Source organism: Agrobacterium vitis (assembly GCF_037039395.1).
In the GTDB taxonomy this organism is placed as follows: domain Bacteria; phylum Pseudomonadota; class Alphaproteobacteria; order Rhizobiales; family Rhizobiaceae; genus Allorhizobium; species Allorhizobium vitis_E.
Genome location: NZ_CP146242.1, coordinates 453,704 through 468,490 on the forward strand (window position 1 = coordinate 453,704; position 14,787 = coordinate 468,490).

12 protein-coding genes are annotated in these 14,787 nt (G+C 58.6%); 10 read left to right on the plus strand and 2 right to left on the minus strand.

What is annotated here, in order from left to right; genetic code table 11:
* The first annotated feature begins 52 nt into the window (after window positions 1–52).
* From V6582_RS04720 to V6582_RS04735, 4 genes are all read left to right on the plus strand, one after another.
* A complete protein-coding gene (locus V6582_RS04720; protein ID WP_420360222.1) occupies window positions 53–1,054 on the plus strand; it encodes a glycosyltransferase family 2 protein in 1,002 nt (333 codons plus the stop codon).
* Window position 1,055: 1 nt separating this feature from the next.
* A complete protein-coding gene (locus V6582_RS04725; protein ID WP_156633618.1) occupies window positions 1,056–2,582 on the plus strand; it encodes a glycosyltransferase family 39 protein in 1,527 nt (508 codons plus the stop codon).
* Window positions 2,583–2,690: 108 nt separating this feature from the next.
* Entirely contained in the window at window positions 2,691–3,299 is a 609-nt protein-coding gene (locus tag V6582_RS04730; protein ID WP_156633619.1) for a PadR family transcriptional regulator, read from the plus strand.
* 2 nt (window positions 3,300–3,301) lie between these two features.
* On the plus strand, window positions 3,302–3,589 hold the full coding sequence (locus V6582_RS04735) for a DUF2218 domain-containing protein (RefSeq protein WP_156633620.1): 288 nt from the start codon (window positions 3,302–3,304) through the stop codon (window positions 3,587–3,589).
* A gap of 7 nt (window positions 3,590–3,596) precedes the next feature.
* On the opposite strand, the gene V6582_RS04740 is transcribed toward V6582_RS04735, so the two are convergent.
* The gene (locus V6582_RS04740; RefSeq protein ID WP_156633621.1) at window positions 3,597–4,967 is read right to left on the minus strand and encodes an aspartate aminotransferase family protein; all 1,371 of its coding nucleotides are present in this window, start codon (window positions 4,965–4,967) and stop codon (window positions 3,597–3,599) included.
* 125 nt (window positions 4,968–5,092) lie between these two features.
* Between V6582_RS04740 and V6582_RS04745 the strand changes: the two genes are divergently transcribed.
* From V6582_RS04745 to V6582_RS04765, 5 genes are all read left to right on the plus strand, one after another.
* Entirely contained in the window at window positions 5,093–6,448 is a 1,356-nt protein-coding gene (locus V6582_RS04745; protein WP_156633622.1) for a glutamine synthetase family protein, read from the plus strand.
* A gap of 307 nt (window positions 6,449–6,755) precedes the next feature.
* The gene (locus V6582_RS04750; RefSeq protein WP_156633623.1) at window positions 6,756–8,354 is read left to right on the plus strand and encodes a peptide ABC transporter substrate-binding protein; all 1,599 of its coding nucleotides are present in this window, start codon (window positions 6,756–6,758) and stop codon (window positions 8,352–8,354) included.
* Window positions 8,355–8,414: 60 nt separating this feature from the next.
* Entirely contained in the window at window positions 8,415–9,338 is a 924-nt protein-coding gene (oppB, locus tag V6582_RS04755) for an oligopeptide ABC transporter permease OppB (protein WP_060715931.1), read from the plus strand.
* Entirely contained in the window at window positions 9,331–10,452 is a 1,122-nt protein-coding gene (locus tag V6582_RS04760; RefSeq protein WP_156633624.1) for an ABC transporter permease, read from the plus strand. The genes oppB and V6582_RS04760 overlap by 8 nt, the downstream gene beginning before the upstream one ends.
* Window positions 10,453–10,454: 2 nt before the next feature.
* Entirely contained in the window at window positions 10,455–12,059 is a 1,605-nt protein-coding gene (locus V6582_RS04765) for an ABC transporter ATP-binding protein (RefSeq protein WP_156633625.1), read from the plus strand.
* A gap of 92 nt (window positions 12,060–12,151) precedes the next feature.
* Here V6582_RS04765 and V6582_RS04770 read toward each other — a convergent pair whose 3' ends face one another.
* On the minus strand, window positions 12,152–13,063 hold the full coding sequence (locus V6582_RS04770; RefSeq protein WP_156633626.1) for a diacylglycerol/lipid kinase family protein: 912 nt from the start codon (window positions 13,061–13,063) through the stop codon (window positions 12,152–12,154).
* Window positions 13,064–13,452: 389 nt separating this feature from the next.
* Between V6582_RS04770 and V6582_RS04775 the strand changes: the two genes are divergently transcribed.
* The gene (locus tag V6582_RS04775) at window positions 13,453–14,682 is read left to right on the plus strand and encodes an MFS transporter (RefSeq protein ID WP_156633627.1); all 1,230 of its coding nucleotides are present in this window, start codon (window positions 13,453–13,455) and stop codon (window positions 14,680–14,682) included.
* Window positions 14,683–14,787: the final 105 nt, after the last annotated feature.

Here is a 14,787-nt window from a genome sequence, read left to right on the forward strand (position 1 = left end):
AAGGCCAGCAATTTTCGGAGTTCCTCCCTTGCCGACAGACCGTTTCGCCGCCGTGACCGGCCATGCTTCCTCCGATAATGCCACATCTGCGATCGAACTGTCGGTCGTCGTTCCCTTCATGAACGAGGAAGACAATATCGGGCGGATGATCGAACGGGTGATGGAAGCGCTGAAGGATTTCGGCAAGCCCTGGGAACTGATCGTCATCGATGACGGCTCCACCGACCGGACATTGAGCCGCGCACAGGCCTATATCGGCCGTGAAGGCCTGGACCTGAAAATCATCGAATTCCAGCGCAATTTCGGCCAGGCAGCAGGCCTTCAGGCCGGTTTCGACGCCGCACGCGGACGGCTGATCGCCTCGCTGGATGGCGACCTGCAAAACGACCCGCACGACATTCCCGGCATGATCGCCGAGCTGGAAAGCCGCGATCTCGATCTGCTCTGCGGCTGGCGCAAGGCCAGGCAGGATGCACTGGTGCTGCGCAAGATCCCCTCCTGGTGCGCCAACCGGCTGATCGGCAAGGTGACCGGCGTGCGCATCCACGATTACGGCTGCGGGCTGAAGCTTTACCGCGCCCAGATTATCAAGCAGATCAGCATCATGGGCGGCATGCACCGCTTCATCCCGGCCTGGGTCGCCAGCGTCATTCCATCGTCGCGGATCGGCGAGACTGTCGTCAATCACCATGCCCGCCAGTTCGGCACCTCGAAATACGGTATTTCCCGCACCGCCCGTGTTGTGCTCGATCTGCTGGCTGTGCTGTTCTTCATGCGCTTTCGCCAGAGGCCCGGCCATTTCTTCGGGATGATCGGCTTCTTCATCGGCACGCTCAGCGCGCTGATCCTGTTCTATCTGTTCGTCATCAAGCTGATGGGCGGGGATATCGGCACACGGCCGCTGCTGCTGGTCGGCGTCATGCTGTTTTTAGCCTCGATCCAGATGATCACCACCGGCATTGTCGCGGAAATGCTGACCCGTTCCTACGATACGCCGCGTGCCTACGTGATCCGCAAAACCTACGACCAAGCACCGGATACCAAGGACATCTGAGATGATTTCGACGCTCCGGCAGAAGCCCGCTTCGCTCTTCCTTCTCCTGGGCCTCTATTTTCTCGTACAGGTGCTGGTGCGTCTGGCCCTGCCCGCGTCATTGGAACTCGATGAAGGCCAGCAACTCTATTATGCGCAATGGCTTTCAATCGGCTACGACAGCCAGCCGCCGTTCTACAACTGGATTCAGTATGGCGTGGTGGAACTGCTCGGCCCCAACCGGCTGGCGCTGGCGCTGTTGAAAAACCTGATGCTGTTTGCCAGCTACGTGTTGATTGCGCTGGCCGCAGCACAGGTTCTGAAAAGCCGTGATCTCGTCATTATCGCCTGCCTCAGCCTGTTGACCATGCCGCAGATCAGCTTTGAGGCACAGCGAGACCTGACCCATACCGTCGCGCTGATTTTCTGCACCGCGCTGTTGTTGTTCGGCGTGTTGCGGACCCTGAAATCGCCCAGCATCTGGAGCTATGCCCTGACCGGGGCCGCCATTGGCTGTGGGTTTATTTCCAAATACAACTTCGTTCTGTTGGTCAGCGCCGCTTTCATCGCCATCCTGGCGGAGCCGAAGTTTCGCCGGCGTGTACTGGACTGGCGCATCCTGCTGACGGCTGGCGTGGCATTGGCGATCTTGCTGCCGCATGCCCTGTGGTTTTTCCAGCATATGCAGGAAGCGACCCGCAATACGCTGGGTAAAATGACCGATGACAATATTACCAGCCTGCCACAGCAGATCTTCAAGGGTCTGACATCGCTCAGCACTGCGGTTCTGGCCAGCGCGGCCCCCACCATGGCGCTGCTGCTCATCCCTTTTGCCCGCACCCTGCCCTTCCCTCACCTGCCGCGTCCAGCCGCCTCCGTTTTGTCCGCCAGCAATGAATGGACCCGGCTGCTGGGTCGGATGATGCTGCTGGTGGTCGCCGTTCTGGCGCTGATGGTAATCTTCGGCGGTGTCAGCGCCATCAAGGACCGCTGGCTTGCGCCCTGTTTCCTGATGCTGCCGCTCTATCTCTGCCTGAAAGTCGAAGCGGCGGGCCTGGGCGAAGAAGGACAGTTGCGCCGCTTTCTGGTCGTAGCGCTTACCATCATGGTGCTTGTGCCGGTGATCCTCTATGGCCGCGTGATCGGGGCCGGTTATATCGGCCATTACCAGAAGCAGAATGTACCCTATGGCCAGGCCGTTGCCACGGCGCTCTCCTCTGCGCCAAGCCGCCCGGTCCTGGTGCTGACCAGCGATCAGCAGATGGCCGGCAACATCCGCCTGCATGCGCCCGATATTGCTGTCACCGTCCCGCCGACAAGCGGCGTGCCCGTACCGGCGCATTTCGATGCACAGCATCCGCTGCTGGTAATCTGGCGCAATTTCGGCAGGCCCAATCCAGACATGCCGAAGGCGGTGAAGGACTGGATTGCCACCTATCCTGGCATGCAGGCACAATCGGTCGGCGAGATTGCGCTACCCTTCCTGCATGGACGGCCGCATTCACTTTATTCCTTTGGCTACGCCGTCTATTATTCCACCACACCCTGATATTTGGCACGCCCTGAAATTTCGATTTGGCAAAAAAATCGCAATGCCTCTTGATAGATTTTATCTAAGATATATCTTAGACCTATAAAAACCTATCGGAGATACACAATGCGATTTTCTCATTCACACGAATACCAGGGCGACCATGGTGGCAGACACGGTCATCCGCTTGCCGACCTGATGCACGCGATGCGTGGCGGTCCCTTTGGACATAAAGGGCCGGACGGCAAACATGGGCGCGGACGCGATGGCGAACGCCGCCGGATGTTTGAGACCGGTGAGTTGCGACTGGTGCTATTGAAGCTGATTTCGGAACTGCCGCGCCATGGCTATGACCTGATCCGCGAAATCGAGCGGCTGTCGGGCGGTGCCTATGCGCCCAGCCCCGGCGTGATCTATCCGACCATGACCCTATTGCTGGATATGGGCCTGGCCGAGGAACAACAGACCGAGGGCGCCCGCAAATTGCTGGGCATTACCGAGGCTGGAAAAATCCACCTCGACGACAATGCAGAAGCGGTAGAGATTGCCATCGCCCGGCTGACCGCCCTTGCCAAATTGACCGAGCGCACTGACACCGGACCGGTGCGCCGGGCAATCCATAATTTGCGCGCCGTGATCCATGACCGGCTCGCCCAGGACGACGTGTCGCGCGAGACGCAATTGGACGTCGCCCGCATTCTCGATGAAGCAGCCAGCAAGATTGAAAGGCTTTGACCATGCCCAAAACCATTGCCACCATCCCGACCCAAAACGGCTGGAAATATGTCCAGCAACTCTGCAAGCATTGGAGCCACAAGCTGACCGTCGAGCTTGGCGACAACCAGGGTACAGTGACCTTCGACACGGCCACCGCCGTGATGACCTGCGACGAGGCAGGACTGACGGTCACCATCGAGGCAGAAAACGACGAGTTGCTGGAGCGCTACAAAGGCGTGGTCTCCAGCCATCTCGACCGCTTCGCCTTCCGCGAAGCGCCCCTGCCCTTCGACTGGAAGCCTGCGTGAACCAAACTTATTCGCGATAGTGATCGCGCAGCCAATCCAGCGCCTTGCCCAAAACCTCCACCGCCTGATCGACCTCGGCACGGGAGATAATAAACGGTGGCGAAAACAGCATGCGGTCGCCGGTGGCGCGGACAATCACGCCACCCGCGACGCAATGATTGCGCACTTGCGCGCCGACATCATCGGGCTTGGCGAAGCGACGGCGCGATGCCTTGTCCGCTGTCAGTTGCACTGCGCCGATCAGCCCAAGGCTGACCACTTCCCCCACCATCTGATGATCGGCAAGCGAAGCCAGCGCCGTCGCGAAATACGGGCCGATATCGTCGCGCACCCGCTCCACCAGCTTTTCCTCTTCCAGGATGCGGATATTTTCCAATGCCGCCGCCGCGCAGACTGGATGGCCGGAATAGGTGTAGCCGTGATTGAAATCGCCGACCTCATTGATCAGCACTTCGGCCACCCGATCCGAGACCAGCACGCCACCGACCGGCAGGTAGCCTGACGATAGGCCCTTGGCAATCGGAGCCAGATCCGGCTCAAAACCGAAATGCTGATAGCCGAACCAGCTACCCAACCGGCCAAAGCCGCAGATCACTTCATCCGAGACCAAGAGAACGTCATAGTGCTTGCAGATCCGGACAATCTCCGGCCAATAGGTCTGCGGCGGAATGATCACGCCGCCCGCTCCTTGCACCGGCTCGGCCACGAAAGCCGCAACGTTTTCGGCACCCAATTCCAGAATTTTCGCTTCCAACTCCTGCGCGGCCTTCAAGCCAAACTCGTCAGGCGACAGGGTGCCGCCCTCACCATACCAATAGGGCTGGTTGATGTGGTGAATGCCCTCGATCGGCAGATTGCCCTGTTCATGCATATATTTCATGCCGCCTAGCGAAGCGCCCGCAACGGTCGAGCCGTGATAGCCATTCTTACGGGCGATCACCTGGGTCTTGCTGGGGTGGCCGAGCGCCTTCCAATAGACCCGCGCCAGGCGAAACCATGTATCGGTTGCCTCGGAGCCCGAATTTGTGAAGAACACATGGTTCATCTGCGGCCCAGCCAGGCTGGTCACCTTCTGCGCCAGCAACGTCGCCGGTGGCGTGGTGGAGCCGAAAAACGTGTTGTAATACGGCAATTCCTGCATTTGCACATAGGCGGCATCGGCAATCGACTTGCGACCGTAGCCGACATTGACGCACCACAGCCCGCCAAACGCATCCAGATATTTCTTGCCCGTCGCATCCCATATATGGACGCCTTCGGCTCGCTCAATAATGCGGACACCCGCTTCATTCAGTTTTTTGGTGTCGTTGAACGGGTGCAGATGATGGGCGGCATCGATGGCGGCAAGATTGGAAAGGGCGGCGGGTTTCTCGTTCATGGCAGGCTTCCTGTGGCGGCGGTGTCGCATTGAAAGGCGGCAATTTATCCGCTACGACCATGACGATATGCCCCAGCTTTGGCAAGAACCGCCAAGGGCTGGCAGACCTCTTTCGAAAGCCCGCCATGACCCAGATCGACGCCTCCACCAGCACCGCTTCCGACCCGCAGGCCCGGATCGAAATCCTGCTGGTTGGCATGAATGGCGACCTGCGCGGCAAGATGATCCCGCTCAATGCCGAGGATAAGGTCTGGAAAAACAGCGTCCGCCTGCCCGCGTCTACGCAGTCGCTGGATATCTGGGGCGATGATAATGACGACCTGACCGGCATTTCGCTGACGCTGGGCGATCCCGATGGCCTGTGCATTCCCGACAAGCGTTCGCTTAGCCCCATGCCCTGGGCGCCGGCAGGCTCCAGACAGGTGCTGGCCACCATGCATACACTTCAGGGCCAGCCGCATTTCGTCTGCCCGCGCGCCATTCTGGCCCGGGTGCTGGAGCGGTTTACGGCATTGGGTCTCACGCCCGTCGTGGCGACCGAGCTGGAATTTTACGTGATGGAAGATGATTGGCGCGAGACCGGTCGGCCAATGCCGCCCAAGGCGCTGACCTATCGCGGCGAGCCGAACGGCTTTCAGCTGTATGACATGCGGGCAACCGGAGCGATGGAGGATTATCTGGCCACCGTACGCGCCTATGCCGACGCCATGGGCCTGCCCGCCGATGCAACGACGGCGGAATTCGGCCCTGGCCAGTTCGAGGTCAATCTTCTGCACCGGCCCGACGCCATGGCTGCGGCGGATGACTGCATCTACCTGAAGCGCGTCGCCGAATTTGCCGCCCGCCGCCATGGGCTGAAATCCACCTGCATGGCCAAGCCCTATGGCGATCAGGCAGGCTCCGGCCTGCATGTGCATGTCAGCATTATCGATACGCAAGGCCACAATATTCTCGATGCCAAGGGCGGCGAACCGGTCAAGCTGAAATCGGTGACGGCGGGCCTGTTGCAGACCATGCGGGAAGCACAGCTGATTTTTGCGCCTTTTGCCAATTCCTATCGCCGTTTCCAGCCCGGCTCCTTTGCGCCCGACCGGATCGACTGGGGTTTCGGCCATCGCGGCACCGCGATCCGCATTCCGGATAAAGACGGCCCGGCAGCACGGATCGAGCACCGGGTGGCAGGCGCCGACGCCAATCCGCATCTGTTGCTAGCCGCCATTCTCGGCGGCATGTTGCAGGGGCTGGAGGCCGACCTCGATCCCGGCCCAGTCACCACGCCGGATGCGCCAGCCACCAGCCCGGACCTGTTGACCCACGACTTCCTGACCGCCGTCGATGCCTTCCGCACCTCGGATTTCATCGCCGATATTTTCGGTCGCCAATATCGCCAGCTCTATGGCGACACCAAGCGCAAGGAAGCGATCACCTATCTGCGTACCGTGTCGGATTTCGATTACAGGACCTATCTGCCACGCCTGTAAAAGGCGCGGCCCGTCCTCTTTGGACTTCGCGCCAGCAGAATCGCTCCGCGAAATGTGATCCCACCGAGATCGCAATCCCTATAATAAAATACTAAAATAATGCTAACACACAGAATGCAGCACCAACTTCCCCCTGAAATCGTGGGGAGGCCAGGCCAGACTGTGGAAAACATTTTGCCTTCTGCGGACAAAGCCCCTGTTGTCAGAAACCGACAATGTTTTTTTGAAGGCAGGGCTTGTTTTTTGGGCAGTTTTACCATTTGGTCAACAACCGAACGAATTCCCTACGGGCGCGGAGACAACAAGAATGACCCAGATGAAAATCAGATTGGCAACGGCAGTGCTGGCAGGTTCCCTGCTGTTTGGTGCAAGCAGTGCATTGGCGGAAGCGGTGCTTCGGCGCGGCAACGCTGCAGAGCCCAAGTCGCTCGATCCAGCCCATATCTCGATCGACATCGAAGGTCATATCATGCAGGACCTTTACGAAGGTCTCGTGGTGTTTGACAATGCCGGTAAGATTCAGCCAGGCGCTGCTGAAAGCTGGAAAATCTCTGCGGATGGCACGGTCTACACATTCAACCTCCGCAAGGATGCCAAGTGGTCTGATGGCTCGCCTCTGACGGCAGGCGACTTCGTCTTCTCCCTTCAACGTGAGGAAAATCCGAAGACAGCCGCCGAATATGCCAATATTCTTTATCCGATCAAAAATGCCCAGAAGGTCAACAAGGGTGAATTGCCCCCCGAACAGCTTGGTGTGAAGGCTGTGGATGACCACACGCTGGAAATCACCCTGGAACAGGCAACGCCATTCTTTCTGCAATTGATGACCCATTATACCTCCTTGCCGATCAGCAAGGCCAATTATGAAAAATTCGGCGACCAATTCGTCAAGCCGGGCAACATGGTGTCCAACGGCGCCTTCAAGCTGCAAGCCCATGTGCCGAATGACAGCCTGACCGTCATCAAGAATGAAAATTACTGGGATGCGAAAAACGTCAAGCTCGACAAGGTGATCTTTTACCCGATCGACGATCAGGCCGCTGCCCAGCGCCGCTATGAAGCCAAGGAACTGGATGTCAGCTACGGTCTGCCGCTTGACCAATTGAAGCGCCTCAAGGCTGCATTTGGCGCGCAAGTCCATGCCACACCGTCACTTGCAACCGAATATTACGCTTTCGACACCCGCGAAGCGCCCTATAGCGACGTGCGGGTCCGCCAGGCTCTGTCCATGGCAGTCGACCGCGATTTCGTCGCCAATGACATTCGCTCTGGCGCGGTGATCCCGGCCTATAGCTTTGTGCCGCCGGGCATGGAAGGCTATGGCACCGGCCCGCAGCCTGAATTCGCCAAGCTTTCGCAGATCGACCGCGAGGACAAGGCTGTTGAACTGATGAAAGAGGCCGGTTACGGCCAAGGCGGCAAGCCGCTGAACATCGAAATCCGCTATAACACCAATGCCGACCACGAACGGCTGGCGACCGCCATTGCCGACATGTGGAAGACAACCTTTGGTGCCACGGTCAAGCTGACCAATCTCGATGTAGCCTCGCATTACTCCTACCTGCAGGAAGGCGGCAAGTTCAACGTTGCCCGTGCGGCCTGGGCTGCCGACTATGCCGACCCGGAAAACTTCCTGGCGCTGCAAATCAGCGACAACAAGACCTTCAATTATCCCCATTGGAATAACCCGGAATTCGACGCGCTGATGGCGAAATCCTATAAGGAAACAGATCCGGCCAAGCGCATGGAGCTGATGAAACAGGCTGAAGCCATTCAGGTGAAGGAACAGCCGATCATGCCGCTTTATTTCCGGTCCAATCTGTGGATGGTCTCTGAAAACGTGCAGGGCTGGGGCGACAGTGGCGTTGATTGGCACCTCTCCAAGTATCTGAGCCTGTCCAAGTAACCTCAAAGGAGAGCGACGCGCGGGGACCGAAAGGTCTGACCGCGCGTCTGCTATTTGACCATGATCAACTTTGTTCTGCGCCGACTAATGAGCGCGATACCGACGATCTTTATCGTCGTGACCATTTCATTTTTCCTGATGCGCTTTGCGCCGGGTGGACCGTTCAGCCTCGAACGGCCATTGCCGCCGCAAACCATGGAAAACATCATCGCGACATTTCACCTCAACGATCCTTTGTGGAAGCAATATCTACATTATCTCGCCAATGCCTTCCAAGGAGATTTTGGTCCGAGCTTCGTCTACAAGGACAATACCGTTGCCCAGTTGATTTCGCAGGCGCTTCCCTATTCCATCAAGCTTGGCGGCACCGCGCTGATTATCGCGCTGATTTTAGGCGTCATTCTGGGAACAATCGCAGCGCTTCGTCAAAACGGCTGGATCGATTTTACCGTCATGTCTTTTGCGACGATTGGCATTACCGTGCCGAATTTCGTAGTCGGGCCGGTATTGACGTTGATTTTCGCCTTGATGCTGTCATGGCTTCCTGCCGGTGGCTGGGGTGATGGCTCGCTCTATTATCTGGCACTGCCGATTACCGTGCTGGCCCTGCCCCAGGTCGCCATTATCGCCCGCCTCACCCGCGGCTCGATGATCGAAGCCTTGCATACCGACCATATCCGCACGGCCCGCGCCTATGGCCTGCCTTCGCGGACGGTCATCATAACCCATGCCATGCGTGGAGCGCTGCTGCCGGTTATTTCCTATCTCGCTCCGGCAGCTGCGGCTCTTTTGACCGGCTCTGCCGTGGTCGAGAGCATTTTCACCATTCCAGGCGTCGGACGCTTCTTTGTCATCGGCGCCCTGAACCGGGACTACCCGCTGGTGATGGCAACAGTTCTGCTGGTTTCGATCTTCGTGATCGTCTTCAATCTGCTTGTCGACATCGCCTACGGCCTGCTCGATCCGAGGGTCCGCCATGACTGATACCACCATCACCTCCCCTTCGATTGAAGGCCGCAGCCTGGGCCAATTGGCGCTCCTGCGGTTCCGCCGGAACAAGGCAGCCATGGGCGGCTGTGTGATCCTGCTGCTCATTGCCCTGTTCTCTTTTGCCGGGCCTTTGTTCAGCAGCCACAGCTATGATCAGGTTTTTTCCTCCTATGTTTCTGTCCCGCCGAGCTTGAAACCCTTTCCTGACCCTGCTTCTCTTCAACAGGTTGCGGAAAGTGCTGCCACACGGGCGCGGCTGAAACTGGACAGTTTTACGGTGGAAAGCGGCACGTTTACCGCCAAGATTTCCTCTGACAAGCCTGTCGATCCACGGACAATCCGCTATTTCGACCGGGTCAATGAGTTTCATGACACCCGAGTCACTGAGACCACGCCCGACCAGCTTTCGATGACGTTGAGCGGACGTGTCAGCCAAGAATATTTCTTTTTCGGCACCGACAGCAATGGCCGCGACCTGATGGTTCGTGTCATGCTGGGCGGACAGATCTCGATTGCCGTCGGCATTGCCGCCAGCCTCGTCTCGCTCGGCATCGGGGTGATCTATGGGGCAACCTCCGGCTATCTTGGCGGACGGGTCGACAATGTGATGATGCGCATCGTCGAAATCCTTTATTCGCTGCCCTTCGTGTTCCTGGTTGTGGTCATGGTGGTGTTTTTCGGCCGCTCTATCCTGCTGATGTTCCTGGTGATCGGGGCCGTACAATGGTTGGAAATGGCCCGGATCGTCCGCGGTCAGACCCTGTCGTTGAAGCGCCGTGAATTTGTCGGCGCGGCAGAGGCCTTGGGCTTGACGGATTGGCAGATCATTCGCCGCCATATCATTCCCAACACCATTGGCCCGGTCATCGTCTTCGTCACCGTCGTGGTGCCGCAGGTGATCCTCACCGAAAGCTTCCTCTCCTTCCTCGGTCTTGGCGTACAGGCGCCACTGGCCAGTTGGGGAACATTGATTTCGGATGGCGCGCAAAACATTCAAAACACGCCATGGCTGCTGATCTTCCCGGCAATTTTCTTCGTCGTCACCCTGTTTTCGCTCAATTTCGTGGGCGACGGGCTGCGCGATGCGCTTGATCCCAAGGACCGATAAGCATGGACAAGACCGAAAACCAGACGGTGCTGACCGTCAAGGACCTGAAGGTCACCTTCACCACGCCCGATGGCGAGGTCAACGCGGTCAAGGGCGTTTCCTTCAATGTCAAGAAAGGCGAAACGCTGGCCATCGTCGGCGAATCCGGCTCCGGCAAAAGCCAGACGATGATGGGCATCATGGGGTTGCTGGCCTCCAACGGCCAAGTCGCAGGCTCGGCCCGCTACGGTGAAACCGAACTGGCAGGCGCCAGCCTCTCGACATTGAATGACGTGCGCGGCTCCAAGATCACCATGATCTTTCAGGAGCCGATGACCTCGCTCGATCCGCTGTACACGGTCGGCAGGCAGATTTCCGAGCCGTTGATTTTTCACCGTCGCATGAGCCGGTCGAAGGCGCGCGCCCGCGTGCTGGAATTGCTGAAGCTGGTCGGCATCCCGGAACCGGAGCGGCGGATCAACAGCTATCCGCATGAATTGTCGGGTGGCCAGCGCCAGCGCGTGATGATCGCCATGGCGCTTGCAAACGAGCCGGACCTGCTGATCGCCGACGAACCGACCACGGCACTGGACGTGACGATCCAGGCGCAGATCCTCGATCTTCTCGCCGATCTGCAAAAGCGCTTCGGCATGGCCATCGTGCTGATCACCCACGATCTCGGCGTGGTCAAGCATGTGGCCGACCGCGTGGCGGTGATGCGGCGCGGCGAAATTGTCGAACAGGGCAGCCGCGACGATATTTTCGAGCGTCCCCAGGCCGATTACACCAAGATGCTGCTGGCCGCCGAACCATCAGGCTCCAAGGTGGCACCGCCCTCCGATGCGCCTGTCATTCTCGAAGGCCGCAATGTCGTGGTGGATTTCAACATCAGCTCCGGCATCCTGTTCAAGGGCAATAAAAAGTTCCGCGCCGTCGATCATGTCAATCTGAAGCTTCGCCAGGGCCAGACCATCGGCATCGTCGGCGAATCCGGCTCGGGTAAATCGACGCTAGGCCGGGCGCTTTTAAAACTGCTTTCGGCCGATGGCCGCTTCAGCTTCGAAACAACGGATATTTCCGGCCTCGACCGCGCCGGGATGCGTCCCTTTCGCCGTCAATTGCAGCTGGTGTTTCAGGACCCCTACGGCTCGCTCTCGCCACGCCAGACGGTTGGCGAGATTATCACCGAAGGGCTTTACGTACATGAACCGAACCTTAGCAAAGCGGAGCGCGACAAGCGCGCCATTGCCGCATTGAAGGAGGTTGGCCTCGATCCGGCCTCGCGCAACCGCTATCCGCATGAATTTTCCGGCGGCCAGCGTCAGCGGATCGCCATCGCCCGCTCGATGATCCTCAAGCCGAAAGTGGTGATCCTCGATGAACCGACTTCGGCCCTGGACCGTTCCGTGCAGCGGCAGGTGATCGAGTTGCTGCGCGACCTGCAACAGAAACATGATCTGTCCTACGTGTTCATCAGCCACGATCTGTCTGTGATCAAAGCGATTTCCGACCATGTGATCGTGATGAAGAACGGCAAGATTGTCGAGGAAGGGCCGACGGAAGACATTTTCGAAAGCCCGGCGGAAGATTACACCAAGGCCCTGATTGCGGCTGCGTTTACGCATTGAACGGCCTCCAAACCGCTCCTTATGCAGCAATGCCCTGAATACAAAAACGCCCGGCTCGACCGGGCGTTTTCATGACATGCTCTATCCTGGCCCTATGCTGGAAAGAGGGGTGGTGCCAAGACCTTCAGTTCCCCGGGATGGATTTTGATCTCTACATCGCGAGGCATGTGCAACAGTTCACCATCGATCACGCAGGCGACGCCGTGACGGTGTTTTGGGAAATGCAGCTTGACGATTTGTGAGGTGGCCGATGTGACAGCCTGGTTTTCCGTGAGTTTGCCGCGCAAAATATCAATCGCCAACCCCACCATTCCAACCGAATCGAGGGGTGCAGCAAGATAAATCCCAAGTTGTCCGGTGGTAATATCATCGGCATAAAACAACGGATTTGTTCCAACCGGGTTGTTGCAAACCGAAACGGCGGACACTTCCTTGCTATCCTGGCGTCCATCGGCGTCGATATCGAAGACGACGTCGAAGCGAGGCGGATTGAACATCACGCTAATCGCCGCGCTGGTACTGGCCCGCATTTTGCCAAAGCGCGACGCATAGTCCATCCGGTTGCGCAGGCGGACCATGCGGGCGTGCAGGCCAGCGGAGAACTGGTGTACATACGGCTGGCCATTGGCAGTGGCGATGTCGACGGATTGGACCTCCGCCGATGCCAGCACCTCCAGAACCTGCCAGATATCGAGCGGCAGTTTCAGTGAGCGTGCAAACAGGTTCATTGTCCCGGCGGGTACGACGCCGAGCGGCAGACCGGTTTTCCAGGCAATGCCCGCCGCCGCCGATATGGTCCCGTCGCCACCACCGGCGATCAGCGCGTCATAGCCCTGCTGTGCAGCAGCCTCAAGGGTCTTGACGATGTCACGGCCAGCAACGGCCATGGTTTCGATCTCATGACCGGCATCGCGGAAGATTTGCTCGGCGCGTGCGCAATAGGCATCCATGTCGGTGGTGCGAAAGGTTCCGCCCTCCCGGTTGAAAACGGCCTTGATTTTCATTCCCGCGCTGCTCCTTTTGACCGCCGCCCAGTTCCAGACTGGTGTGTCTTACGTTGAAACCGCACGACAACGCATTTTAACGATCCGCCGCCAATTATGTTGCATGCGTCTGCTGCAAATCGGGTTTGCAGCCGAAAAGATCAAGATCACCATTATCGTTCTACCGCAACGCACACATGCATGCTAAGGGTAGCGGCATCACGTTTGACCATCCCACCGGCAAGTTTGCGACCTCGACTGTCTTGCCTTGTGCATGACCGCCGCATGGTTAGCGGCTGGATGATGGATGCGCCAAATGGGTTATTTTGCGATTCAGCTGCCTCGAGCAGTCCTCCCTGCTGCCTTTCTATTGAACAGCACCAGCCTTGCTCCGGTGCCGGGATGATTTTATGAACGATACGATCCGCTTTGCACCCTCAGCTGTCAGACCAGGTCCAGACCGGACCGAAGCCGCCCTATCACCGCGCACGGTTCTGTTGATTGAATTTGCGCTGGCCGTCGGTGGGTTTGGTATCGGCACCGGCGAATTCGCCATCATGGGCCTCCTGCCGGAGGTGGCGCAGACCTATTCCGTCAGCGTACCCGAAGCAGGCCGGGTGATCAGCGCTTATGCGTTGGGCGTGGTCGTCGGAGCGCCGATCATCGCCGCGCTGGCGGCAAAGCTGCCACGCAAGACATTACTGCTGATGCTGATGGGCCTGTTTGCTCTTGGCAATATCACCAGCGCAATGGCCCCTAGCTTTCTGAGTTTCACAATCCTGCGCTTCATCACCGGCCTGCCGCACGGCGCTTATTTCGGCGTTGCCGCCCTGGTGGCCGCATCGATGGTCGAGCCGCATAAGCGGGCCCGCGCCGTTGGCCGCGTCATGCTGGGCCTGACCATTGCCACGCTGATCGGCACGCCATTTGCCACCTTCCTTGGCCAGATGATGAGCTGGCGGGCCGCCTTCATGCTGGTCGGGGCAATTGCGGCGCTGACGGCGGTGCTGATCGCGTTCAACCTGCGCAAGGACACGGTAGCGGAAGGCGCCAGTATTCGCCGCGAACTCGGCGCTTTCGGCCGGTTGCAGGTGTGGTTGACGCTTGCCGTCGCCGCGGTCGGCTTTGGCGGCATGTTCTCGATCTTCAGCTATATCGCCAAAACCACCACGGACACCGCCGGACTACCCGCCTCGATGATTGCCGTGGTGCTGGCGCTGTTCGGCATCGGCATGAATGTCGGTAACGTCGTTGGCTCACGCATGGCCGATTACTCGCTAAACGGCACAATCGGCGGCATGCTGGCCTTCAACGTCGTGCTGATGACGATCTTTTCGCTGACTGCCGCCAATCCGGTCATGCTGTGCATTTGCGTCTTCCTGACCGGCTGCGGTTTTGCCGCCTGTCCCGCCGTGCAGACGAGACTGATGGATGTTGCCGCCGACGCACAGACGCTGGCGGCAGCATCGAACCACTCAGCCTTCAACATCGCCAATGCCCTTGGCGCCTGGCTGGGTGGCATGGTCATTTCCGCCGGTTATGGTTATGGCGCCACTGGCTATGTGGGCGCGGTTCTGTCTTTCTTCGGCCTGATCGTCTTTCTCATCTCGGTGGCGCTACAGCGCCGATCAGCATCCTGACCGGTCCTTAAAAAGCCCGCTACCGGCCCGCGCCAGCAGCGGGGCTTGAGCGTGTTCTGTGTGCATGGTTAACTGAGCGTGAGTGCTGCGCCCACCGGTTTTCCC